The sequence below is a fragment of the Bradyrhizobium sp. UFLA05-153 genome (assembly GCF_054185185.1).
The window spans coordinates 1-21,892 of the sequence record NZ_JBBIAM010000146.1 but is presented as its reverse complement, the minus strand read 5'-3'; the positions used below and the strand labels follow the sequence as shown (position 1 = coordinate 21,892).

At 61.1% G+C, this 21,892-nt stretch carries 23 protein-coding genes and 1 pseudogene; 16 read left to right on the top strand and 8 right to left on the bottom strand.

Going from position 1 to position 21,892, the window contains the following annotated elements; translation table 11 throughout:
* The 8 genes from Q2941_RS44620 to Q2941_RS44585 all read right to left on the bottom strand — a co-directional run.
* The coding region (locus Q2941_RS44620) for a transglutaminase-like cysteine peptidase (protein WP_458196563.1) at positions 1 to 588 on the bottom strand (588 nt) is incomplete at its 3' end.
* 286 nt (positions 589 to 874) lie between these two features.
* On the bottom strand, positions 875 to 1,852 hold the full coding sequence (locus Q2941_RS44615) for an efflux RND transporter periplasmic adaptor subunit (protein ID WP_458196562.1): 978 nt from the start codon (positions 1,850 to 1,852) through the stop codon (positions 875 to 877).
* Positions 1,849 to 2,286, bottom strand: a complete 438-nt coding sequence (locus tag Q2941_RS44610) for a DUF983 domain-containing protein (RefSeq protein WP_458196561.1) — start codon at positions 2,284 to 2,286, stop codon at positions 1,849 to 1,851. Before Q2941_RS44610 ends, Q2941_RS44615 begins: the two co-directional genes overlap by 4 nt.
* Entirely contained in the window at positions 2,283 to 2,492 is a 210-nt protein-coding gene (locus tag Q2941_RS44605) for a DUF1656 domain-containing protein (protein ID WP_458196560.1), read from the bottom strand. Before Q2941_RS44605 ends, Q2941_RS44610 begins: the two co-directional genes overlap by 4 nt.
* Complete coding sequence (locus Q2941_RS44600; RefSeq protein WP_458196559.1) at positions 2,489 to 4,543, bottom strand: FUSC family protein; 2,055 nt, start codon at positions 4,541 to 4,543, stop codon at positions 2,489 to 2,491. The genes Q2941_RS44605 and Q2941_RS44600 overlap by 4 nt, the downstream gene beginning before the upstream one ends.
* Before the next feature lie 18 nt (positions 4,544 to 4,561).
* Positions 4,562 to 4,801 (bottom strand): hypothetical protein, encoded by a 240-nt coding sequence (locus Q2941_RS44595; RefSeq protein ID WP_458196558.1) that lies wholly within the window; start codon positions 4,799 to 4,801, stop codon positions 4,562 to 4,564.
* Positions 4,802 to 4,814: 13 nt separating this feature from the next.
* Positions 4,815 to 5,174: a hypothetical protein gene (locus tag Q2941_RS44590; protein WP_458196557.1), complete on the bottom strand. Its 360-nt coding sequence runs from the start codon at positions 5,172 to 5,174 to the stop codon at positions 4,815 to 4,817.
* 291 nt (positions 5,175 to 5,465) lie between these two features.
* Positions 5,466 to 5,606 carry a hypothetical protein gene (locus tag Q2941_RS44585; RefSeq protein ID WP_458196556.1) on the bottom strand — a complete coding sequence of 47 codons (141 nt, stop codon included), beginning with the start codon at positions 5,604 to 5,606 and terminating at the stop codon, positions 5,466 to 5,468.
* A gap of 230 nt (positions 5,607 to 5,836) precedes the next feature.
* Between Q2941_RS44585 and Q2941_RS44580 the strand changes: the two genes are divergently transcribed.
* The 16 genes and pseudogenes from Q2941_RS44580 to Q2941_RS44505 all read left to right on the top strand — a co-directional run.
* Positions 5,837 to 6,733, top strand: coding sequence for a LysR family transcriptional regulator (locus tag Q2941_RS44580; protein WP_458196555.1), 897 nt, complete (start codon positions 5,837 to 5,839; stop codon positions 6,731 to 6,733).
* 252 nt (positions 6,734 to 6,985) lie between these two features.
* Positions 6,986 to 7,171 carry a hypothetical protein gene (locus Q2941_RS44575; RefSeq protein WP_458196553.1) on the top strand — a complete coding sequence of 62 codons (186 nt, stop codon included), beginning with the start codon at positions 6,986 to 6,988 and terminating at the stop codon, positions 7,169 to 7,171.
* Positions 7,172 to 7,222: 51 nt separating this feature from the next.
* Positions 7,223 to 7,549, top strand: a complete 327-nt coding sequence (locus Q2941_RS44570; RefSeq protein ID WP_458196552.1) for a hypothetical protein — start codon at positions 7,223 to 7,225, stop codon at positions 7,547 to 7,549.
* A gap of 45 nt (positions 7,550 to 7,594) precedes the next feature.
* The gene (locus Q2941_RS44565) at positions 7,595 to 8,080 is read left to right on the top strand and encodes a hypothetical protein (RefSeq protein ID WP_458196551.1); all 486 of its coding nucleotides are present in this window, start codon (positions 7,595 to 7,597) and stop codon (positions 8,078 to 8,080) included.
* A 182-nt stretch (positions 8,081 to 8,262) separates the two neighbouring features.
* A pseudogene (locus Q2941_RS44560) lies at positions 8,263 to 9,165 on the top strand (NAD-dependent epimerase/dehydratase family protein); the annotation flags it as partial.
* 211 nt (positions 9,166 to 9,376) lie between these two features.
* The gene (locus Q2941_RS44555; RefSeq protein WP_458196550.1) at positions 9,377 to 10,369 is read left to right on the top strand and encodes a helix-turn-helix domain-containing protein; all 993 of its coding nucleotides are present in this window, start codon (positions 9,377 to 9,379) and stop codon (positions 10,367 to 10,369) included.
* Positions 10,370 to 11,167: 798 nt separating this feature from the next.
* Positions 11,168 to 12,028 carry a COG3904 family protein gene (locus Q2941_RS44550; protein WP_458196549.1) on the top strand — a complete coding sequence of 287 codons (861 nt, stop codon included), beginning with the start codon at positions 11,168 to 11,170 and terminating at the stop codon, positions 12,026 to 12,028.
* Positions 12,029 to 12,623: 595 nt separating this feature from the next.
* Positions 12,624 to 13,838: an acyl-CoA dehydrogenase family protein gene (locus Q2941_RS44545; RefSeq protein WP_458196548.1), complete on the top strand. Its 1,215-nt coding sequence runs from the start codon at positions 12,624 to 12,626 to the stop codon at positions 13,836 to 13,838.
* Between the two features lie 58 nt (positions 13,839 to 13,896).
* Positions 13,897 to 14,736 (top strand): enoyl-CoA hydratase-related protein, encoded by an 840-nt coding sequence (locus tag Q2941_RS44540; protein ID WP_458196547.1) that lies wholly within the window; start codon positions 13,897 to 13,899, stop codon positions 14,734 to 14,736.
* Positions 14,737 to 14,762: 26 nt separating this feature from the next.
* Positions 14,763 to 15,989 carry a CaiB/BaiF CoA transferase family protein gene (locus tag Q2941_RS44535; RefSeq protein ID WP_458196546.1) on the top strand — a complete coding sequence of 409 codons (1,227 nt, stop codon included), beginning with the start codon at positions 14,763 to 14,765 and terminating at the stop codon, positions 15,987 to 15,989.
* Positions 15,990 to 16,019: 30 nt separating this feature from the next.
* Entirely contained in the window at positions 16,020 to 16,805 is a 786-nt protein-coding gene (locus Q2941_RS44530; RefSeq protein WP_458196545.1) for an enoyl-CoA hydratase, read from the top strand.
* A gap of 35 nt (positions 16,806 to 16,840) precedes the next feature.
* On the top strand, positions 16,841 to 17,767 hold the full coding sequence (locus Q2941_RS44525; RefSeq protein WP_458196544.1) for a 3-hydroxyacyl-CoA dehydrogenase: 927 nt from the start codon (positions 16,841 to 16,843) through the stop codon (positions 17,765 to 17,767).
* Positions 17,768 to 17,788: 21 nt separating this feature from the next.
* Complete coding sequence (locus tag Q2941_RS44520) at positions 17,789 to 18,760, top strand: 3-hydroxyacyl-CoA dehydrogenase NAD-binding domain-containing protein (protein WP_458196543.1); 972 nt, start codon at positions 17,789 to 17,791, stop codon at positions 18,758 to 18,760.
* A gap of 47 nt (positions 18,761 to 18,807) precedes the next feature.
* Positions 18,808 to 19,845 carry a heme o synthase gene (locus Q2941_RS44515; RefSeq protein ID WP_458196542.1) on the top strand — a complete coding sequence of 346 codons (1,038 nt, stop codon included), beginning with the start codon at positions 18,808 to 18,810 and terminating at the stop codon, positions 19,843 to 19,845.
* Between the two features lies 1 nt (position 19,846).
* The gene (cyoA, locus tag Q2941_RS44510) at positions 19,847 to 20,725 is read left to right on the top strand and encodes a ubiquinol oxidase subunit II (RefSeq protein ID WP_458196541.1); all 879 of its coding nucleotides are present in this window, start codon (positions 19,847 to 19,849) and stop codon (positions 20,723 to 20,725) included.
* On the top strand, positions 20,722 to 21,892 hold a 1,171-nt coding region (locus Q2941_RS44505), incomplete at its 3' end, for a cbb3-type cytochrome c oxidase subunit I (RefSeq protein WP_458196540.1). The genes cyoA and Q2941_RS44505, both read left to right, overlap by 4 nt.

Below are 21,892 nucleotides of genomic sequence, written 5' to 3'. Positions count from 1 at the left end.
GATGTGTATAAGAGACAGAGGAGGCCGACTTCTCGAGACGAAGCGCCAGTCCCCTACCTCGTCGAGGACAAACTTCGGCGCCGCCCGAGTAAGATCCGTGTCGTGGACCAACGTCAGTGTGCGGTTGTCAAGGATGAGCCATTCGCCATCGACACGCGCCGCGATCACCGCGTGATCCTCATTCGGGAACACGGTCTTCAAGAGAACGATCTTCAGATCAGCTTCGGAAATGCCGGCGTCCAGCAGCGCCGCGTATTTGACGATCGCATAGTCCTCACAGTCGCCTCGACCGGCTTGAAGGGTCTCGAATGGCGAGCTCCAATGGTCGGGCAGGCGCCACTGCGCTTCATCATCGGTAGGACTAATGGCGAGATCTACCGCTCGATTGATAAAGCCCACCTTGGCGCGGCCGCTTCGTCCAGCACCTTCCGAACTCAAGTCGATGAGCCTCTGTGCGCCAGCTGGGCACTCATTCTCCCTGCGGCACCGATCCACGATTTGGAGCTCACGAGCAATCTGCAACTTTACCCCGCTCCATCTCGTCGCAAGCTCGCCTTGAGTGAGCAGCTCGGTGTCCGTGCCGAACAAGGCTGGGGCCTGCTCATTATCCTTGGACGTCGCAGCCCCGCGGTGGCCGTGTCCGCGCTATCGCCAATGAACGCGATCGCGTGAACATCGCCAAAAGGGGAGAATGGAGACGGTGCCCTCGCAGGAGGCCGAGGCCGCAACAAGGGAAAAAGAGCGGCGGCCACCAAAAGCCCCATGACTAGCGTCCGGGACCGAGCGACGCAGTTCGTCGTACTTTGGCGTCGTATTGCGGTTATCATGTGATCTTCCTATCCGGATGCGTAACTAGCGAGCGTCGCGCGGAACGTCAGCCGCAGGACTGCGAGGACCGGAACGTGGATCGCACTACCCGACATGCAAGGCGCTGTGATGTGCTCGGCCGGTCCTGGGCTAGGCGACCGCCGGCGCTCGGTGTTGATTCCAGCACCTCGACCGTAGCTGTAGCCCCGGCGACGAGCTCGTCGCGCTCTTCGGCGCGGGCGAGCGCGATCCGGACCGGGACGCGCTGGGCGAGCCGCACCCAGTTGAAAGTCGGGTTGACGTTGGCAAGAAGGGTGGAGCCATTGCTGCGATCGCGGTCTTCGATGCCGGCCGCAACGCTCTCCACCCTGCCTTGCAACACGTGGCTGCTTCCCATCAGCCGCACCGCGACGGGATCGCCGACGTGGATGCGCTGCAGCTTGGTTTCCTCGAAATAGCCCTGGACATGCAGCGTGTCCGTGTCGAGCAGTGCCATCACGCCCTTGCCGGGGGTCAGGTAGGCGCCCGGCCGCAGCTCGTTGTTGGTGACAATGCCGCTGACGGAGGCGCGCACTTCGCTGCGTTCGAGATTGAGATTCGCGAGCGCGCGGTCCGCGACCGCCTGATCACAGTTCGCCTTTGCCGTGGCTTGCGTGGCGACGACCTGATCCATCCTCTGTCTGGAAACAACGACGTCGGTTGTCAGCGCGCTGTAACGCTTCAGGTCGGCATTCGCGTTGTCGAGCGTGGCACGCCTGGCGTCCAGCACCGCCTGGGCCTGCTCCAGCGCGATGGCGTAGCGCGCCCGATCAATCCGGAACAGCACGTCGCCGCGCTGGACCTGCTGGTTATCCTTCACCAGTACTTCGCTGACGAAACCGGAGACATCGGGCGCTACGGGCACCACGTCGGCCCTCACGTGACCGTCGCGGGTCCAGGGCGCATCAAAGTAGTAGTCCCACAGCTTGTAGCCGGCCCAAAGCGCGAGCAGCAGCATGAGACCGGTTGGTGCGAAGCGGCGCAACGAATTTCGAACATCCTTCATGACACTAACTCCTTGGAGACGAGGAGGGGCGCGACACCATCGCGGGCTTCGCTCTCCCGGCGCTGCCTGGCGGCTTCGAAGCCATGCATGCCGGTTTGCCATTGCAGGCCGACGATTGTTCCCTTCACGGGCTGCAACAAAGAGAATGCCGCGAGCCCGGTAACGGGTAGCCAGATCAGCAACTGGAGCCAGGCGGGGGGCGGATAGACCATCTCGACGGCAAGAAGTGCCGGTACGACAAGGTGACCAACGACAGCGATGACAAGATAGGCCGGAAGGTCGTCGGCGCGTTGTGGCGTGTAATCTTCGCCGCAAACCTCGCAGCCGTCGACCACCTTCAGAAACCGGCCGAACAGATGGCCCTGACCGCAGTTCGGGCACTTCATCGTGAACCCGCGCCATAAGGCTTTCGGGAGCGAAACAGGTGCGTTCATGAGAACAACTCCTTGGAAGCGAAGACGAGGCTAGTGACGATGCAGACATACAGCGCGAAATCGAACAAGGCGGGATGCCAGACATGGCGATAGAGACAGGTCCGCCGCATCAGCCTGCTCACGACGCGGGCGAGGACATAGGCAATCACGCTCCAGAGCAGGAGGCTCGGAACGATGACGCCGAACAGATCCAGTTCGTATTTCATGCGGCAACTGTCCTGTGTTCGAGTTCCAGCGGTTGATAGGCCGGCGATTCCGGGAAGAGCCCGGAGCGAACGCCGCCGAGTCCCATCAGCACCTGATCGCGGGTATCGCTCGACGACTCCTGCAAGATGAGTGCAATCGTGTCGTCGAGCTGTCCGACCAAGCCATCGGGGAGGGGACCAGCCGTGTGGGTCCTGCAAATCATGGCAAGACGAGCGAAGAATGCTTCGGTCGCTGCCCTGGCCTGGCGTGACAAGCCAGAGCTCGCCCGCCTCACGCCTAAAACGTTCAGCGCCGTTCGAAGCTGGCGAAGACTGGCGGCGTCGTTCCTCGCATCAGCAGGAACCAAGGTGATACGCGCGGCAAGCAGAGCCAGGCGATGCTGCATAAGGCTGGCAAGCGCAAAGGGATCCTGGTCTGACTTGCGTTCAGCGACGGCGGCAAGTGTTGTCCAATTGCTTTGAAGCAACCGGCTTGCGATCCAGTCGGCTCCCAGCAGGCGAACGATGCCGCAGGTGACGCCGGTCAGGGCGACACCCAGCATCAGCGCCACGCTGGAGTTGGCATAGGACAAGAAGTCGGCCGAATAGGTGTCCGTCAACGCCAATTGCACGGAGATGAAGATGGCAAGTATTGAGCCGACGCGCGCGGTCGCAGGCCGCGCAGTCATCCAGCCGAATAGCAGGAAAGTCGGCATGAGGGCTACGATTAGCATCTCGAGGGTCGTGATCCGCGGCAAGACTCCAAACAGGTAGATTCCGTGTATGGCGATAACGACGAGGAATAGCCCGTAAAAATTGCGAAACGTGGGAAGGGGATCGTCTACGCCTGCGAGGAAACTGCCGACGACGGCGGCGAAAAGCGGAGCGGCCACGCCGTCGGACCAGCCGGTCGCGATCGAGAAACAGCTGCAGACCAGGACCGCAAGGGCCACGGACCCGGCCGTCAAGAACGCAGACCAGTAGTCCCGGTGCGGGACGGCCTTAGCCGACGGGCCAGCAAAGAAAACGAGTGGAAGCGAATCGGGATTGCGATCGTCGGCGATCGCTTCGCGCAGGAGCTGGCAGTCCTGCATGACATCGACCAGATTGCGCAGGCGGATGGTGAGGCCGCTGATTGCAATGTCGGTCCAGTTGGCGTCGACGTTCAGCGCCGGCCGAACTTGATCAAGCGATACCCGCAGCGCATCGGCCTCTCTTTCATCGCTACCGCCGCCACCGAGCCATTCCGCTATCCTCGCGCTGATTGCAGGAACATGCGCTGATGCCCGTTCGTGTGAGTTGAGCGCGAGCTGGCGATCCTCTATCGATCCCAACAGTGGAAGCAGAGACAGCATGTGGTTCCTCAGGCGCTGCAAGCCTCGCGACACATTTGCGGAAGCAGTCGTCTCGTAGGCAAGATGGCGGCCAAGCTGGTCGATTTCGGAAGCTGCTGCGGCAAGACGCAAGCGTTCGTTGTCACGCGCCGAGTCGCTGCCCTTGCCGGTGAGGACGTCGACAGCAAGTTTACGCGCACCGACGAGCCACGCGTCGGCCTGTGCGGTGACTGCAGAAGTCACACTCCGAGGCAGTACCAGCATCGCAACGACGCTCGCGCAGACGATTCCAAGCGTGATTTCCTGCACGCGGGCGACCACAATGTCGAAAGTCGCCTGAGGCATAGTGACGATCGGAAACCCAAGCAGCGCCACGGTATAGCCGGCGAGCATGAACACATAGCTGCGCGGCGTGCCGTCGATCAGCGAGAGATTCAGACAAATACCGACCCACAGCGCGATGCCGAGGCTGAGCAACTCCGGCGAATTGACGAGGTTCGGGATTAGCGCGATGGTCCCTGCCGCGCCGATCAGCGTTCCCAAGATGCGATAGACAGCCTTTGAGGTCGTCGCTCCCGTGAACACGTTGGACGTGATGTAGACCGATGCCATCGCCCAATAAGGACGCGGCATGTCCAGCAGAAGCGCGATCGAGAATGCCAGCATTGCTGCTGCAAACGTCCTCAGCGAAAAGGCGAGGGCAGCATGACGATTCCAGAATGAGGAGGTTTGAGTCATGACGATTTCGGCTGTGAACTATTGCTTCTGAATCGCAGGACGTTCGGACGTGCAATGCCGGCCCTGACGTCGGCTTGCGAAGCCGCTGTAGAGGCGTTCAAGTCGCATGCCCGCACTTCCGGACGCGTCGGTGCAATCGGAGGCGCCCGTCGATGTCCAGGCGGCGCCGATACTGCCGTCGGGCTTCAAGACGGATACGAACACGATGAGGCACAGCACCTTGGCGGCGAACACGGCGAGGGTAAAAACGTCGTTCATGTCCAGCTCCTGATCATTCGGCTTTGGCTGCGCGAGTCATAGGATGTGTGAGTGGTCGCGACTTTGCTCGGATTGCTGTCGCTTTTTCATTTGTTGCTGGCGGAGTGGCCTGGGGACCGTCCATCGCTGCGAACGCGTCGAGTGGATTGCTTTGCTCGACTTGGAAGCCGAGGTCTTGGTTCGGAACGGCGTCCGGCTTGGGCCCGGACTCAGCGGCGAGCGGCCCGACCGAATGCGCGGTATCGAACACCACACGCTCCGGCCATTTGTGATCCGAGCGGATGCGCAGATTGACCCTCTCGTTGGGAATAATAGTAGAAGGCGTATGTGCAACGGGATCTGGAAGCCACCAACCTGCGGCAAACAGCGCCACGAAGGGCACTGCCCACCCAAACAAAGTACTGACGTATCGGCATGGCAAGCAGACCCCTGGTGGCCGTGCGAGGGTCGAGCAGTGGCTCGCTCTTGCTCTCTACAAAAGCGAAGTAGTGGAATAATGGGCCGTGGGCTTTGCACCGCCTGCTATCGTTTTGTCATTTGTTGCTGCTGACGCCGGCGAGGGCGCCGGCGTGCAAGTTCGGGCCAAAGTCGGAAGATATCGCCCGACAATGCTCCGCTTGGTCTTCAATGCTCAGAGGGCGGTATGCCAACGGCTGGTCGGCATTCAGTGACTGGCCGTTTGCGGAATCATCCACGCGGAAATCGTCTGCCAGACGCCATCGCTCGACTTGCGCTGATATGCGACGAAGTCGGCGTCATCACCGTGCTCGATTTCGTATCGGTAGGCTTCGACATGTCGTGTCATTGAACTCTCCTTGTCGGTGTTTGACGAAAGGCTTCTGACGCCTTCCTCCAAGGAGATCGATTGGACGGCCGACCCTAAAAAGGGGCCCTGTATGGAAAGGGTCCTTCCGAGTTGCGGAAGATCGCCCGACAGGGCTATCCGGCCCAGTCGTCAAGGGATGCCGTCTTCCGAAATCTGGGGCGATATGGCAAGATCGCAAGAAATGCTTCCAAATTATGGAAGGGGCACCGATGGATCGCCTGGAAGCGATGTCGACCTTTCTGACTGTGGTCGAGCAGGGCAGCCTGTCAGCGGCGGCACGGCGGTTGAAGACGCCGCTCACGACAGTGAGCCGCAACGTGTCCGAGCTCGAGTCTCACCTGCACGCGAAGCTCTTCAACCGATCGAACCGGCAGCTGGTGTTGACCGATACAGGCACTTCCTACGTTGCGGCCTGCAAGCGAATTCTTGCCGATGTGAGCGAAGCGGAGCGTTCGGCTTCCGGCGAGTATGCCGCACCGACGGGCGAGCTGGCGGTGACGACCCCGTTGGGACTCGGGCGTGTCATTCTCATGCCGATCATCGCGGACTTCCTCAAAGCCTATCCGGATATCAAGGTCAGGATGATTCCGACCGATCAGAAGCTCAGTCTGGCTCAGGAGCAAATCGATGTCGCAGTGCGCATCGGCGAATTGCCGGATTCGAGCCTTGTCGCGTTACGGCTCGGCAGGACGCGCCGAGTGGTGTGCGCCAGTCCTGCCTATCTAGCGGCACGCGGAACGCCGCGCACGCCGGAAGATCTGGTCAGCCATGATTGCATCAGTTATGCCGGCTTCTCGCTGCCCGATTCCTGGACATTCGTCAGGAACAAGGCGACCATAGTAGTGCCGGTGCAGACGCGGCTGATCGTCGGTAGCGTTGAAGCGGCTTGTGCGGCTGCTCGAGCCGGCATCGGAATTTCCATCGCCTTTATCTATCAAATCGAGGCTGCTCCGGGGGAAGGACCTTTGACAACTGTGCTGGATGAATTCCAGCCACCGTCAATGCCGGTGAATCTCGTATATGCCGCGAACCGGTTTCTACCGATCAAGATCCGTGCTTTCCTGGACTTCGCTGCGCCTCGGCTGAAGAAAGTCTTCGCCGAGTAGGCCGGCATTGGCGGGACGCTGCGTGCCGCGCTCTTGAAAGATGCGGCCCCTCTAAGCGCCAGGAAGTGGGCCGCATCTGTAGCAATCCCACCCCCGGCTTTCTCCTGCTTGCTACTTCAGCGTCAGCACCCGGTCCCGGCTTTCCAAAATCTGGAAGGATGTCTTCCGATTTTCCCGCCTGTTGACCCGGCCCCGTCGCCCCATCTGCCAACCAGGACCCGCCGGAACACGGCGTCACAGATGGAGGCGAATATGGGTGAAGTTATCCAATTTATCCCGAAAGCCGAGCGTGAACGGCGCCGCCTGATACGAGAAGCCCGCGCGCACTACGACAGTGTTTTCCCGCCGGCCAACCCCGACAGCAAGCAGCACGACAACGCACCAATCGTCCACTCGGTCAACGGAACCTGGATCCACCAGGGCGGCGAATTGCTGTGATGATCAGCAATCTGGCCTTGCTCGCTAGTCAACCCAACAGGAGAAATCGCTATGTCAATCCGCAGTATTCTTTTCGCCGCTGCATTCGGTCTCGCCTCCGCGGCGGTCGCCCATGCTGATGGCCTGCGCCCGATCGAGGGCAAGAGCATCGACCTCGGCGGTATATCGGGGATCGCCTACTACACGGTCGAGCGTGACGGTTTTCACGTCGTCGCCACGCTTGCGCAGGGTGAGGCAGGAACGCCGATCCGCGTCGTGTCCGTCCTTGAACCTGGTCAGCGCGTGGTTCTCTCAACGCCGCAACAAGCGGCAGCGATCGAGATCAGCCGGGAAGGCGACAACGCACTCGTTCGCAAGGCCAACGTAGCTGTGAACTGAGCCTCAACTCAACTTGAACAGCCGTGATGCGGAATGGAGCTGCACATGTCCACCATCCACCTTCATCGGACCACCACTGCGACTCCAGAGCAATACGTTGCCGGACTGACCGATTTCGGACCTGGGCGCTCGAAGCTCTTCGGCAACAGCGCCGACGCGTACCTCAAGGTGCATCTCCGCGGCGGCTCGCATGCAGACGTCACAGAAGGCTCCGGCGGGATTTGGGAACGCCTGTATTACGACTGGTCCGATCCCGGTCGTGTCGTCCTCAACACGATCGACTCCAACGTGTGGGGTGGCGCGTCGGGCCACGTCTATACCTTTACCCGTCAGCCCAACGGAATGACCGACATTGACGTGGTGGTCGTACGCGACGGCAAAAACCTCTGGGGGCGGCTGCTCGGTTTCGTGCTCGGAACGATCGGCAGGCGCGTTCTGGAAAAGGCGTTTGAAAACTCCGTCAAGGCCATCGAAGTCCGGAACAACAAGTCTGAACGTCTCGAGGCAGTTCATTCCAGCCTCGCCGCCTGAGCGGTGCGGCAGCGGGCGAAACCAGCCGGAGGTCACTGTCATCAACGTCGGGACGGATGTCGCACTGGCGTTCGGCTTTTTCGAGTTTCGCGTCACCCGCGCATCCATGGGCTTCTAAAAGCGCCGCAGGCATTGCTTGAAAAAGAGTGCGCGTCAGAGCGCGAATACCACGGAGGTTCGCTATGAAGATATTCGTTGCCGGCGCCACCGGCGCCGTAGGCCTTCCGCTGGTGCGCGCACTATGCACGTTTGGTCATCAGGTAACCGGCATGACACGCGCCGGTCCAGGCGCAGATCGACTCCGCGAACTTGGCGCCTCGGCCTGCGCCGCCGATGTCTTCGATCCGAAGGCGGTGCGCGATGTGATCGCAGCGGCGGCGCCGGATGTGGTGATTGACCAGCTGACCTGGCTTCCCGCCAATCCCGCCGACATCATCAAGTCCATGCCCAACGATACTCGCCTTCATCGAGAGGGCGGGGGAAACCTGCTCGCTGCGGCCGAACAGCTCGGCGTCAGGCGCTACATCCTGCAGTCGCGTGGCTTCTACCTCGATGCTTCCGAAGGGCGGCTCGCCGATGAGACTGCCAAACTTCGCTATCAAGCGCCCGGCGAGATTGGCGAGAGCACGCGCGCCATCGGAGCCTATGAGGATCGTGTCCTGGTGTCGGAAGCCCTGGAGGGCGTGATTTTGCGCTATGGCTTCTTCTACGGCCCCGGTACGTGGTACCGCCCGGACGGAGCCATCGCCGAGCAGGCGCGCAATCGCGAGTCGGCAATCATCGGCGAAGGCAACGCCGTCTGGTCCTTCGTCCACATCGACGACGCCGTCGCCGCAACCGTTGCCTCAGTGACGGCTGAACCCGGCATCTATAACGTCGTGGACGACGATCCGCTGTCCGTTTCCGAATGGCTGCCGGCCTTCGCTCGGTGGGTCGATGCGCAGCAGCCGTCACGCGTGAGCGTGGAAGAGGCGCTGAAGATGGCTGGCGAGGAAGCGGTCTACTACCATACGAAGCTGACGGGTGCCTCCAACAGCCGGGCCAAGGCAAAGCTCGGGTTTTCACCGCGACCGTTGCTCTGGAAAAAGCCGCCGCTTCCCATCGAACAAGCCGACGGTGATGCGGCGATCGGCCATGAACTTTGTTTCTGGTTGCTGTCCCTTTGTCATTGGTTGCTGACAGCGGGCGTTTTGAAAGCCTGCCGTCTTGCAAGACCAGTGATGTCGCGTATCTCGGACGGCGGTCGCCCGGATTCCGGGGGGCGAACAACGTGGGCCAATTCTTCAGGAGCGCCTCATGGACGTTCGACAACAGCAACTGGTAGGCGCCGGCCGGAATGAGCCGTGGCCATACCTGGATTTTTGGGGGAAGCATGACTGCGTCAACCTGCTGTCAACGTCGACGAATCGAGGCTGGTCCGGTCTGTCGGCCCAATTGTGCAGTGTCAGGAAAACGGTGGCCCCGTGGCGGACCCCGCAATCCGAGATCAGGATTTGCGTCGATGTCAGCGGCAACAAATCGTCCATCGCGCGGCGTGCCCCGGGCATCGAAAGCCGGATAGTCGTAAGGCGAGGCACAGTTTGGTTCTCTCCTCCCGATTTGCAGGAAGGATTGGTTGATATCGCCGACGACATGAGCGGAGTTTTGCATATCTACCTTCCGCTTACCCACTTCTCTCCGGGCAATTTCGATATCAACGTCAGTGAGTCTGTAGTCGGCGGGTTGAGCTACGAAAATGCCTTCGACGATCCGTTGCTGGCCGAGATCGGATGTGCGATCGCGTCAGAGCTGCAGACTGAAACCTCCGCCGGCCGCCTCCTCATTGAAGGCCTCGCATCCGGCCTGGCGGCGAGGCTGGTTCAGAAGTGCACTAGAGAATCGACCAGCCAGTCCATTGGCTCTCCCGCACGAGGAGCACTCGATCGGCGCAGACTCCAGCGTGTGCTGGACTACATTGAAGCGAACCTGGAGGGCGATCTCACCCTTGATCAAATGGCGTCGATTGCCTGCCTGAGCCGGTTTCACTTTGCCCGCGCCTTCAAGCAAGCCGTCGGACAATCGCCTCATCGCCACGTCAGCGCCAAGCGCCTCAACCGTGCGAAAGCCTTGCTGATGCACGGTGATCGATCGTTAGTGGATATTGCGCTGTCGCTCAGCTTTGCCAGCCAGGCCAATTTCACACGGGCGTTCAGGCAAGCAACAGGTCACGCGCCCGGTCAGTTTCGCCAGTCATTTGGATCGCAACAACCGGAACCGTCATTGAGACGCGCTCTGTCTGTTCCGGCTTGAATCTGACACGCCTCTGCCAACGCTCGTGGGCGCAATCGCTGGCAGATATCACGCAGAAAGATCAGCTTTTCATCAAACCAATTCTTGAGCTTACACCTAGACCGCTCCGACATTCCATCAATCGTGAGAGTTAGGAGCGCGATTCGCGTCAAGCTGCGCGCGTCATCATTTTCGTATCTGCCTCTGCGGCCCCGATCGCCAGCAGCAAATGACAAAACAACAGCAGGCGATGCAAAGAATTCGGCCGGTCCCTTCACCATGTTCGATTGCAATGAAGCAAGGCACAAGAACTGTCACAGCTGCGTTGCGGCGACCGTCACGGCTCGCCTGGCGCCGATATCGAACGGCAAGACGACAGAGGAGTCCAGGGATGAGAATCATACATGCAAGCGGATTGTCGGGTTTTGCTCGCAGGACAGCTGAGTCAGCATCCGACGTCGCCCGTGTCGTTCACAACCTAGTCATGGACGTACGCGACAGCTACCGGCCCGAACTGCATTACATGCGCGGCCCGGGCCCAAATTGGCGGACCAAGCATCAACCCAGGCAAAACGCCGGTTCTGAAGCCGTGCCGCCGGCCAGGCACCAACAGCTCTCGCTGGGGTATGTGCACCGCCGCGGCACGGCCGACCCCATCCGATAGCCGGTCGAGGTTACGCAATCATGTTCGTGAAACCAGTGTACCTGCTTGCCGTTTCGCTCTTGATCAACCTGGCGACAATCTCGCGGGCCGGATCCTCGGAGCGCATCTCCGATCGAGCGTCTAATCGCGCTCGTTGGGCGGAAACCCGAGGATGGATGCTGCTCGTCGGCGCCGCGCTTTGCATCGCATTGATGGCTGTACTGAGCGGTTCGGTGCACGCCGGCGTCGCCCTCGAAGAACGCAAACTGCCGATGAAGTTCACCTGGGTCGATTGCCAGCCGAATTGCCGGGGCTGGCTCAGCGCGGCCGGTGTCGTGACTGCCGATAGTCCGGGGGATTTTGATGAATTCGCCCGAGGGCGACAGCTCGGCGGCGCGACCATCGTGTTGGATTCCAGCGGCGGATCGGTCAACGCCTCGATTGCGCTTGGAAGGCGTTTCCGCGAGCTTGGGGCACTGACTACCGTCGGCGTCAGCGTCCAGACCAATACCGCCCAGAGTGCTCCCGCCAATATGGCGCCTGTAGCCTATTGCGAATCGATGTGCGTCTTCCTTCTGCTGTCGGGCAAGACGCGTTACGTGCCCGAGACTGCTCATGTCCGGGTGCATCAGATCTGGCTCGGCGACCGCGCCAATGATGCCAAGGGCGCAATCTACAGCGCAGATGATCTGATGATCGTGGAACGCGATATCGGGCGCCTCGCCAAATACACCTTCGATATGGGCGGCGCGGGCGATCTGTTGTCGCTTTCGCTCAACGTGCCACCGTGGGAAGATCTGCATGAACTGTCTCGGGATGAATTGCGACTGACCAATCTCGTCACCACCGATATGGTTGCTCGGGCGGACAGCCCCAATGCAGCGATGGTCGAACTGATGCCCAAACCGGTGCAGGGTCGCTTCGTAAGCAGCGCTGTCGCGACCTCTCCGGAGCCGGCAAGACCTGTCAAGTCGGCCGAAGCTATCAGCCGCACAGGCGGCGTGAGGACGGCGATGACCCCGTCTGGGCAAGAGTAGCAGGTAGCCCATCTGAGGAACTGCTGAAAGCTTCCCTGTTCCGCGCCACACGCGCATCGCTGGTCGCGTTGTTCGGGAGGCCGATTTATATCTTTCTGGCTCCCGGTTCGAGTGACGCTGGCCGCTAAACTCTATTCCTTGCCTGAGCTGATACCACTTTGCCCGTGCCCTCAAGCAAGCCATCTGGCAACCTCCGTCATCGCTACATTAGCGCCGGGCGCCGCGCGAAAGCCCTATTGATGCAAGCTGCTCGATCGTTGGTGGATATTGCGCTGGCGCTCAGCGTTTCTGACCATGAGGCGAGTTCTTCTCGTTCTGGCTTGGACCTGATCTGAAATACGTCGAACGCGCCCGGTTGTGCCGACTTGATCGCGTCACACATTCGGCATTTTCCAAACGCGGCCGTCACCTCAGACAGTCTTGAGTATGCCGCGCGGCCAATATCCGTGCATTTGCGTCTGCCGCCCCGATCGCCCGCAACAAATGACAAAACCACAGCACGCGATGCAAAGCCTTCGGCCGATCACTTCACTAGGTTCGATGCGAGAGAACGAGATGCCTGCAGCCGCAGGCCCTGCAACGAACGGAGATCGACATGGCCACCGCGACCGCACTGAAACCCTCGAAGCAGCTTCCGCCGCCGAATAGCGACTTCTTTCAATTCGCCGAAACGCTCTCCGACGAGGAACGGGCGATCGTGAAGAAGGTCCGCACCTATATGGAGACGAATGTCCAGCCCATCATCAACAAGTACTGGGTCGAGGACGCGTTCCCGCTCGAGCTGCTTCCGTCCTTCAAGGAGCTGAACATCGCCGGTCTGGGCATGCATGGTTACGGCTGCCCGGGCGGAAGCCCCTTGCTGTTCGGTTTGGTCGGCCTGGAGATCGCGCGAATTGATGTGTCGTTCTGTACCTTCTATGGCGTCCACACCAGTCTCGCGATGAATTCCATCTACATCGCGGGCACTGAGGAGCAGAAGCAGACGTGGCTGCCGCAGATGGCGCGCATGGAAAAGGTCGGCTGCTTCGCGCTGACCGAGCCGCTCGTGGGCTCTGGGGCTGCTCGTGGTCTCACGACCACAGCGAAACGCGAAGGCGACACCTGGATCCTCAACGGCCAGAAGCGCTGGATCGGTAACGCACCGTGGTGCGACATCTCGATCGTCTGGGCCCGCGACGTCGCCGACAACCAGGTCAAGGGCTTCATCGTCGAGAACAAGACGACGCCTGGGTTCAGCGTCGAGAAGATGCAGAACAAGATCGCGCTGAAGGTCGTGCAGAACGGCCAGATCACGATGACCGACTGTCGCGTGCCTGATGCAAATCGTCTCCAGGGAGGCCAAGGAACGTTTCGCGACGCTGCGCAGGCGCTGCGCAGCACCCGGTATGGCTCCGGGTGGGAAATCACCGGCGCCCAGATGGGCGCCTACGAAAATGCCCTCAAGTATGCCCAGGAGCGCTTGCAATTTGGCAAGCCGATCGGGTCGTTCCAGCTCGTTCAGGATCTTCTGGCGAAGATGCTCGCCAACATCGTGGCCTGTCAAAGCATGCTGGTCCGCTCGGCGCAGCTGGAGGCCGAAGGCAAGCTGACGGATGCGCATGCCGCGCTTGTCAAGGCGTTCTGCACGGTCAAAGCGCGGGAAACGGTCGCCTGGGCCCGCGAGCTGATGGGTGGAAACGGGATCCTGGTCGACTACAACGTGGCGCGCTTCTTTGCCGATGCCGAGGCGATCTACTCCTACGAAGGCACCTACCAGATGCAGAACCTGATCGTCGGCAAGGCGATCACCGGGCTCAGCGCCTTCGTGTGATGTCGCCAACGGGCCGGCGCTCGCCTGCCGGCCCACCCCTCAGGCAGGAGCAATCGATATGTCGACAGCAACAGTGACGCCGTCTCCGGCGGTCGTCCCCACCGCTTCGCAAGCGCTGACGCTTGCGAACGTTCTCTACAGGAAGCAGGGAGCGATCGCTTATGTGACGGTCAATCGGCCCAACGTCCTCAACGCGCTGAATGCGGCGACATGGGCAGCCTTGGAGGCTGCCTTCAAGAATGCGCAGAACGACTCGGACGTGCGGGGCGTCATCCTGACGGGCGCGGGCGACAAGGCCTTCATCGCGGGCGCCGACATCGGCGAGCTCGCGCAAGCGACAGCGATCGATGCGGAGCGGTCGAGCCGCTCCGGACAGCAGATCCTCGACTTGATCGAAAATCTCGGCAAGCCGGTGATCGCGGCGATCAATGGCTTTGCGCTCGGCGGCGGCTGCGAGACCGCGATGGCGTGCACCATCCGCATCGCCGTGGAGCACGCGAAGTTCGGCCAGCCGGAGGTGAAGCTCGGACTGCTTCCAGGTGGTGGCGGCACGCAGCGGCTGCCGCGCCTCGTCGGCAAGGGCCGTGCTCTTCAGCTCATTCTGTCGGGCGGACTGATCAGCGCGCAGGAAGCTTACCGCATCGGGCTCGTCAACGAAGTCGTCCCGGCCGCGGACCTGATCGCGCGTGTGGAGTCAATCCTGAACGAGATCGCCGCCAACGCGCCGATCGCCGTCAAGTATGCGCTCGACGCCGTGAACAACGGAATGGAGACAAGCCAGAACGAAGGTCTGACCCTCGAAGCGTCCTACTTCGGGCTGTGCGCCGGAACGGAGGACAAGAAGGAAGGGACCTCGGCCTTCCTCGAGAAGCGCGCACCGCATTTCGCGGGGCGTTGATCACAATCATTTCAGGAGAAACGCAAATGGCAAACGAAAACATCTTCTCGGGCCTAAAGGTCGTGGACTTCTCGAGCTTCGTCGCCGCACCAGGCGCGGCCGTGATCCTCGCCGACTTCGGCGCCGATGTCATCAAGGTCGAGCCGCCGCAAGGCGACATGTGGCGAGGCGGCAACCGGACCCCGATCCAGCCGATGTCCGAAGATCCCTATCAATGGCATCTCGCCAACCGCAACAAGCGCAGCATCGCGCTCAATTTGAAGTCACAAAGCGCGCAGCAGGTTCTTTTCGAACTCGTCAACTGGGCCGACGTGTTCATCGTCAATACGCCGCACCATGCGCGCAAGCAGCTCAAGCTCGAATATGAGGATGTAGCGGGGTGGAACCCGCGCCTGATCTACGCCGATCTCACCGGCTTCGGCGAGAACGGGCCGGATGCCGACCTGCCTGGCTTCGATGTCACGGCTTACTGGGCGCGCAGCGGGCTGTTGTCGATGACTCGCGATGCCGGCGCGCCGCCGACCTGGCCCGTGGGCGGCAGCGGCGACAACGCCACGGCGGTCGGTCTCTATTCCGCGATCGTCACTGCCCTCTACCGGCGCGAACGCACCGGCAAAGGCTCATATGTCACGACCTCGCTGCTTGCCCAGGGTGTGTGGTCGGCGAGTGTGTCCATTCAGGCGGCCCTCTCCGGCGCCAAGTTTCCTCCGATGCACGATCGCACGCATCCCGCCAACGCAGCGATGAACGTCTATCGTTCCTCCGACGGGACATGGTTCGTTCTTATCGTCACGCCCGACAAGTTCGTGACCGTCGTGAAGGCGATCGGCCGGGCGGACCTGCTGACCGATCCGCGCTTCTCCAGTCCGGCGCAGATCATGGCGAACATGACACCGCTCACGGCCATCTTCGACGAGCTTTTCGGCGCTCACCCCATGGCGCATTGGCATTCGGTCTTCGCTGGCCTGAACGTCACCTTTGGAGAAGTCCGCGGACCGCAAGAGGTGATCAATGATCCGCAACTGACCGAAAACGAGATCATAGTTCCGATGGAAGGCGCGGGTGACAAGGTCAGCTCAACGATCAGCAGTCCGATCAAGGTGCATGGCGTCGTGAAGGTTCTGGCCCGGCGTGCGCCCGGCCTCGGTGAGCACACCGAGGAAATTCTCGGCGAGCTCGGTTTCGACGCCAAGAGCATCGCTAACCTGCGCGAAAGCGGTGCCGTTCCGGGCGCAAAGGAACGCACGGCCTAGTCGCAAAACCATCGAACGAGGCAGCACGCAATGAGTGACATCAATACGGAAATTTCCGGCGGCATCCTGCGGGTCGAGCTGAATCGCCCGGCCCAGAAGAACGCGTTGACGGCCGGCATGTACACGAGCCTCGCCGGCATCTTCGGGGAAGCTGACAAGGATGAGGCGGTCCGTGTCGTGCTCTGGCACGGCGCCGGCGATGCGTTCTGCGCCGGCAACGACATCGCGGATTTCCTCAAGAATCGGCCTGGGCCCGGCGAATCCCCGCAGTCCGCCCTGATCAACGCGTTCATCGGGTTCGAAAAGCCGATCGTCGCGGCCGTGCAAGGCGCCGCGGTCGGCGGCGGCACCACCATGCTGGCGCACTGCGATTTTGTCTACGCAGGCGAGAGCGCGAAGTTCAAGTTGCCGTTTATCGATCTCGCCCTGGTACCGGAATTCGCTTCGAGCTTCTCGATACCTGCGCGCGTCGGGCATCTCCGGGCGGCGGAAATGTTCCTGTTCGGCGATCCGTTCACGGCCGAGCGGGCGGCGGAGTTGGGCCTCGTGACCCGTGTGCTGCCCGATCGCGATCTGCTCGCGACCGCTACTGCGACGGCGCAGAAGCTAGCGGCAAAACCGGCCGGCGCGTTGCGTGCCTCCAAGCGGCTGATCAAGCAGGCCTGGGTCGACCAGCTCAGAGTGGCCGCGAAATTCGAAAGCCGGGAGTTCAGCGAGCGCTTGCACTCCGCGGAAGCTTCCGAAGCCTTAACGGCTTTCCGCGAGAAGCGGCCGCCCAATTTCACCAACCTGCCGAAGACACGCGCGGCCGAATAGTCCGGCGTCAGCGAAGCGACACAAAAGGACAGACCATGACCGTACTCCATACCACGCAGATAAATGCCGCATCGGGCGCGACCCGCTCTAGCCGGCTGTTCCTTCTCGACCTGAGCGGCGGCCGCGTCCTGTCGATGGATCCGGACGGCTCGCATCCCCAGGTCATCGCCGCCGACTGTCCCCATCCCGACGGGATCGTCGTCGACGTCGCGGCCGGTCATGTCTACTGGACCAACATGGGCGTCGTACCGGGCCTGAACGATGGCTCGATCGAGCGCGCTGACCTCGACGGAAAGAATCGCAGATTCATCGTTCCGTCGGGTGGCACGTTTACGCCTAAGCAAATCCATCTCGATAAGGCGAACGGCAAGCTCTACTGGTCCGATCGCGAAGGAATGCGCGTGATGCGCTGCAATCTTGACGGCTCGCAGATCGAGACTCTCGTCCAGACCGGAGCGGGCGCGAACGACCGCTGCGACCAGGCGAGGTGGTGCGTCGGGATCGCCGTGGATCCGGTGCAGAGACAGATCTACTGGACGCAAAAAGGCGCCGACAACGCCTGTGTCGGCCGCATCTTGCGCGCCGGGATCGAGATCCCGAAGGGCGAGACGGCGGCCAATCGCAGCGACATCGAGGTTTTCTTCAACGGCTTGCCTGAGCCGATCGACCTCGATCTCGATCTTGACCATCGAGTTCTCTACTGGACCGACCGCGGCAACCCGCCGAGCGGCAATACGGTGAACCGTGCGCCCGTCGATGCGAAGCCTGCGCAGAACATCCCGCAGATCGTAGTTTCGAACTTGATGGAGGGCATCGGCCTCGCGCTCGATGTGCCGGGCAACCGCATGTTCGTGACCGACTTCGCTGGTTCGCTCTACGTCGCGAATCTCGATGGGACCGACAAGCGGATGCTTCTCGGCGCTCAAGGCAACCTGACCGGCATCGCATACGCCGAAATCTAACCAACGCATTGGAGAAGTGACATGACCGACACCAAGGCTATTCGCCGTATCGCCGTCATCGGCACCGGCGTGATCGGCGCGAGCTGGGCAGCTCTGTATCTCGCCAAGGGACTGCAGGTCGTTGCGACGGATATTGCGCCCGATGCAGAAGTCGCGCTGAGAAAGTTCGTGAAGGCCGCTTGGCCGGCGCTCGAACGATTGGGTCTGTCGCCTGGCGCATCGCAGTCGAACCTTACGTTCACGCCCGATCTCGCGAAAGCGCTGGTCGGCGCTCACCTGGTCCAAGAGAATGGGCCGGAACGCCTGGACTTCAAGCGAAAGCTTTATGGGCAGATCGATGAACTGCTGCCGTCCGATGTGATCATCGCGTCGAGCTCGTCGGGACTCAAGATGAGCGACATCCAGTCGGGCGCCACATCACATCCGGAACGCTGTGTCATTGGTCATCCGTTCAACCCGCCGCATTTGATCCCGCTGGTCGAGGTGGTCGGCGGAGCAAAGACCTCGGAAGAGACGATCCGGAGTGCAATCGAGTTCTATAGATCGATCGGAAGGAAGGCGATACGGCTCAACAAGGAAATGCCGGGCCATGTTGCCAACCGCCTGCAGGCCGCGCTGGGACGTGAGGTCTATTACCTCGTTGCCGAGGATGTGCTGAGCGCCGCCGATGTCGACGACGCGCTCTCCTGGGGCCCTGGCCTGCGCTGGGGCATCATGGGCAACATGATGCTCAATCACCTCGGTGGCGGCGCGGGTGGCATCGAGCATTTCCTTCACCAGTTTGCCGGCCCGACGACCACGTGGTGGAAGGCACTCGGTTCGCCGGTGCTCACGCCCGAGGTCCAGAAGAAGCTGATCGACGCCGTTCATGCCGAGGTCGGATCGCGCACCATCGAGGAGCTCGAAGCCGAGAGAGACGAAACTCTTCTCGGCCTCCTTGAACTACGCGCCAAGCGTTCGGAGAAGCTCTCACCACAACGTCACACCGAATAGCGAGTGCTTCAACGAGCCAGTCGTGTTTTCTGCTTGAGGAATCCACCATGAACAGCATCGCGATTTCGATGTCGCGCCTTTGCCTGACCTCACGATTCGGCTCGGTGGAGCGACCGCGCCAATTCATCAGTTTGGCCAAGCCGCGCGTTATGGCGCTCTCGCTGTTCACCGCGCTCGTTGGATTGATGATCGCACCGATACGCCTGGAACCACTCTATGGCTTCATCGCAATTCTGGCTATTGCAGCCGGCGCCGGCGCCGCCGGTGCATTAAACATGTGGTTCGACGCCGATATCGACGCGGTCATGGCTCGCACGGCGATGCGGCCAATTCCCCGCGGCAAGGTCTCGAAGGCGGAGGCACTTGTCTTCGGACTAGTCCTTGGCATTATCGCCGTCACGACTCTCGCCTTGGCGACGAATCTGGCGGCGGCCGCGCTGTTGGCCGGCACCATCCTCTTCTATGTCGTCGTGTACACGGCGTGGCTGAAACGGGCGACACGACATAACATCGTCATCGGCGGGGCCGCCGGCGCGCTTCCGCCGGTGATCGGATGGGCCGCGGCCACCGGGCAGATCGGGCTCGAGCCGCTGACACTTTTCCTCATTATCTTCCTCTGGACGCCGCCGCATTTCTGGGCGCTGGCGCTCAATCGCAGCGATGATTATGCCCGTGCTGGCGTCCCCATGCTGCCAGTTGTTGCGGGACGGACCGCAACGACGCGGCAGATCTTGATCTACAGCGGCCTCCTTGTCCTCGCTTCCGAGCTACCCGTGGGCCTTGGGTTTGCAGGCGCGGTCTATGGCGGGATCGTCGCGATCTGCGGCACGATCTTCCTGCTGCTTGCATACCGCCTGAATAATAGCCTTCGGGCCGATCGTGCCGCCGCTCACAGGCTATTCCTGTTCTCCATCACCTATCTGTTCGTACTGTTCGCGGTTCTCCTGATCGACCACGGTAGCGGTTCGTTCTCACGTATGACTGCCTTGCCTGGTCGCAGCATCGCACCCACACACGCCGATACTTTGCCAAGCGCCGCTTCGAGCGAAGGCGCCCTCATCAAACTCAGCATGTGCGAGGTCTGACATGCGATACGTTTTTCTTGCTCCGGTCCTGATCGGCGCCTCGATGCTCGGTGGCTGCACCGAAGGCGTCCTCGATCCGAAGGGACCCATCGCCCTTGCCGAACGGCAGATCCTGATCAACGCGACCGGCATTATGCTGGCGATCGTGATCCCGGTGGTCATTGCGACACTTGGCGTTGCCTTCTGGTTCCGCGCATCGAATGAGCGGGCGCGCTATCGGCCGGACTTCGTCCATTCCGGCCGCATCGAGATGCTCGTCTGGTCGATCCCGCTGATGACCATATTGCTCACCGGCACTGTGGCCTGGATTGGTGCATACGATCTTGATCCGCCCAAGCCGATTGTCTCTTCGACGAAGCCCATCAAGATTCAGGCCGTCTCGCTCGACTGGAAATGGCTGTTCATCTATCCGGAGCTGGGTGTCGCGAGCGTCAATCACCTGACGATTCCGGTCGGCACGCCGGTGAGCTTCGAGCTGACCTCCTCAGGCGTCATGAACAGCTTCTTCGTGCCGCAGCTCGCCGGGCAGATCTACACCATGGCCGGAATGGTGACGCGTCTGAACCTGCGGGCTGACTATTCCGGAACCTACCGTGGGATGTCCGCGAATTTCAGCGGCGACGGCTTCGCTGATATGCACTTCAACGTCGACGCGATGCCACCCGAGCGCTTTGCGCAGTGGGTCGCATCGATCCGCAGCGCCGGTCCGGTGCTGGACTCGACGACCTATGCCGATCTCGCCAAGCCGAGCGCCGCCGTAACGCCATTCACGTATCACTCGGTCACGCCTGGCCTGTTTGACAGCATCCGGATGGTCTCCATGCAGTCAGACGAAGCGTTGTGCCGCAGCTATCCCACATCGATGAGGGCAGAGAAATGACGCTTCTTGGCAAGTTGGACTGGAGTGCTGTTCCCTTCGATCAGCCGATCATCATGGGCACGGTCGGCGGCACGGTTGTCGCCATCGTCTCCGTGCTCTTTTGGCTCACGCTCAAGGGTTACGTTCCGTACCTCTGGCGAGAGTGGATCACCTCCGTCGACCACAAGCGCATCGGCGTCATGTATATCGTCCTGGCGCTGGTCATGCTCGTGCGCGGCTTCGCGGACGGAATCATGATGCGCACGCAGCAGGCCGTCGCTGCCGGCGGAGCGCAAGGATACCTGCCGCCCGAGCATTTCGACCAGATTTTCTCGGCGCATGGCACAATCATGATTTTCTTCGTGGCCATGCCGCTTGTGATCGGATTGATGAACTTTGCCGTCCCGCTGCAACTCGGCGTCCGCGACGTGGCATTCCCAACCATGAATTCGATCAGCTTCTGGCTCACCGCATCCGGCGTTCTCCTGACGAACGTCTCGCTCGCGGTCGGCGAGTTCGCAAAGACCGGCTGGTTCGCCTATCCGCCGCTTAGCGAGCTGCAATTCTCGCCCGGGGTCGGTGTCGACTACTATCTCTGGTCGCTGCAAATCTCCGGCATTGGGACCTTGTTGAGCGGCGTCAATTTCGTCACGACGAGTCTGAAGATGCGGGCTCCCGGCATGAGTTACATGCGCATGCCGGTCTTCTGCTGGACGGCGCTCGCTGCGAACCTGCTGATTGTGGCGGCGTTCCCCGTGCTCACCGCGCTTTTCGCAATGCTTCTCCTTGATCGCTACCTTGGCTTTCACTTCTTTACCGTGGATGCCGGTGGCAACGCGATGATGTATGTGAATCTGTTCTGGGTTTGGGGCCATCCCGAAGTCTACATCCTGGTCCTACCTGCATTTGGCGTCTTTTCCGAAGTCGCCGCTACCTTCTCCGGCAAGTCGCTGTTCGGTTATCGCTCGATGGTACTCGCGACCATGGCGATCTGCGTGCTCTCCTACACGGTCTGGCTCCATCATTTCTTCACGATGGGCGCCAGCGCGAGCGTCAACGCTTTCTTCGGCATCACAAGCATGATCATCGGGGTACCAACGGGCGTCAAAGTCTTCAATTGGCTGTTCACAATGTATGGCGGTCGGGTCCGGTTTACGGTGCCGGTGTTGTGGACGATCGGCTTCATGG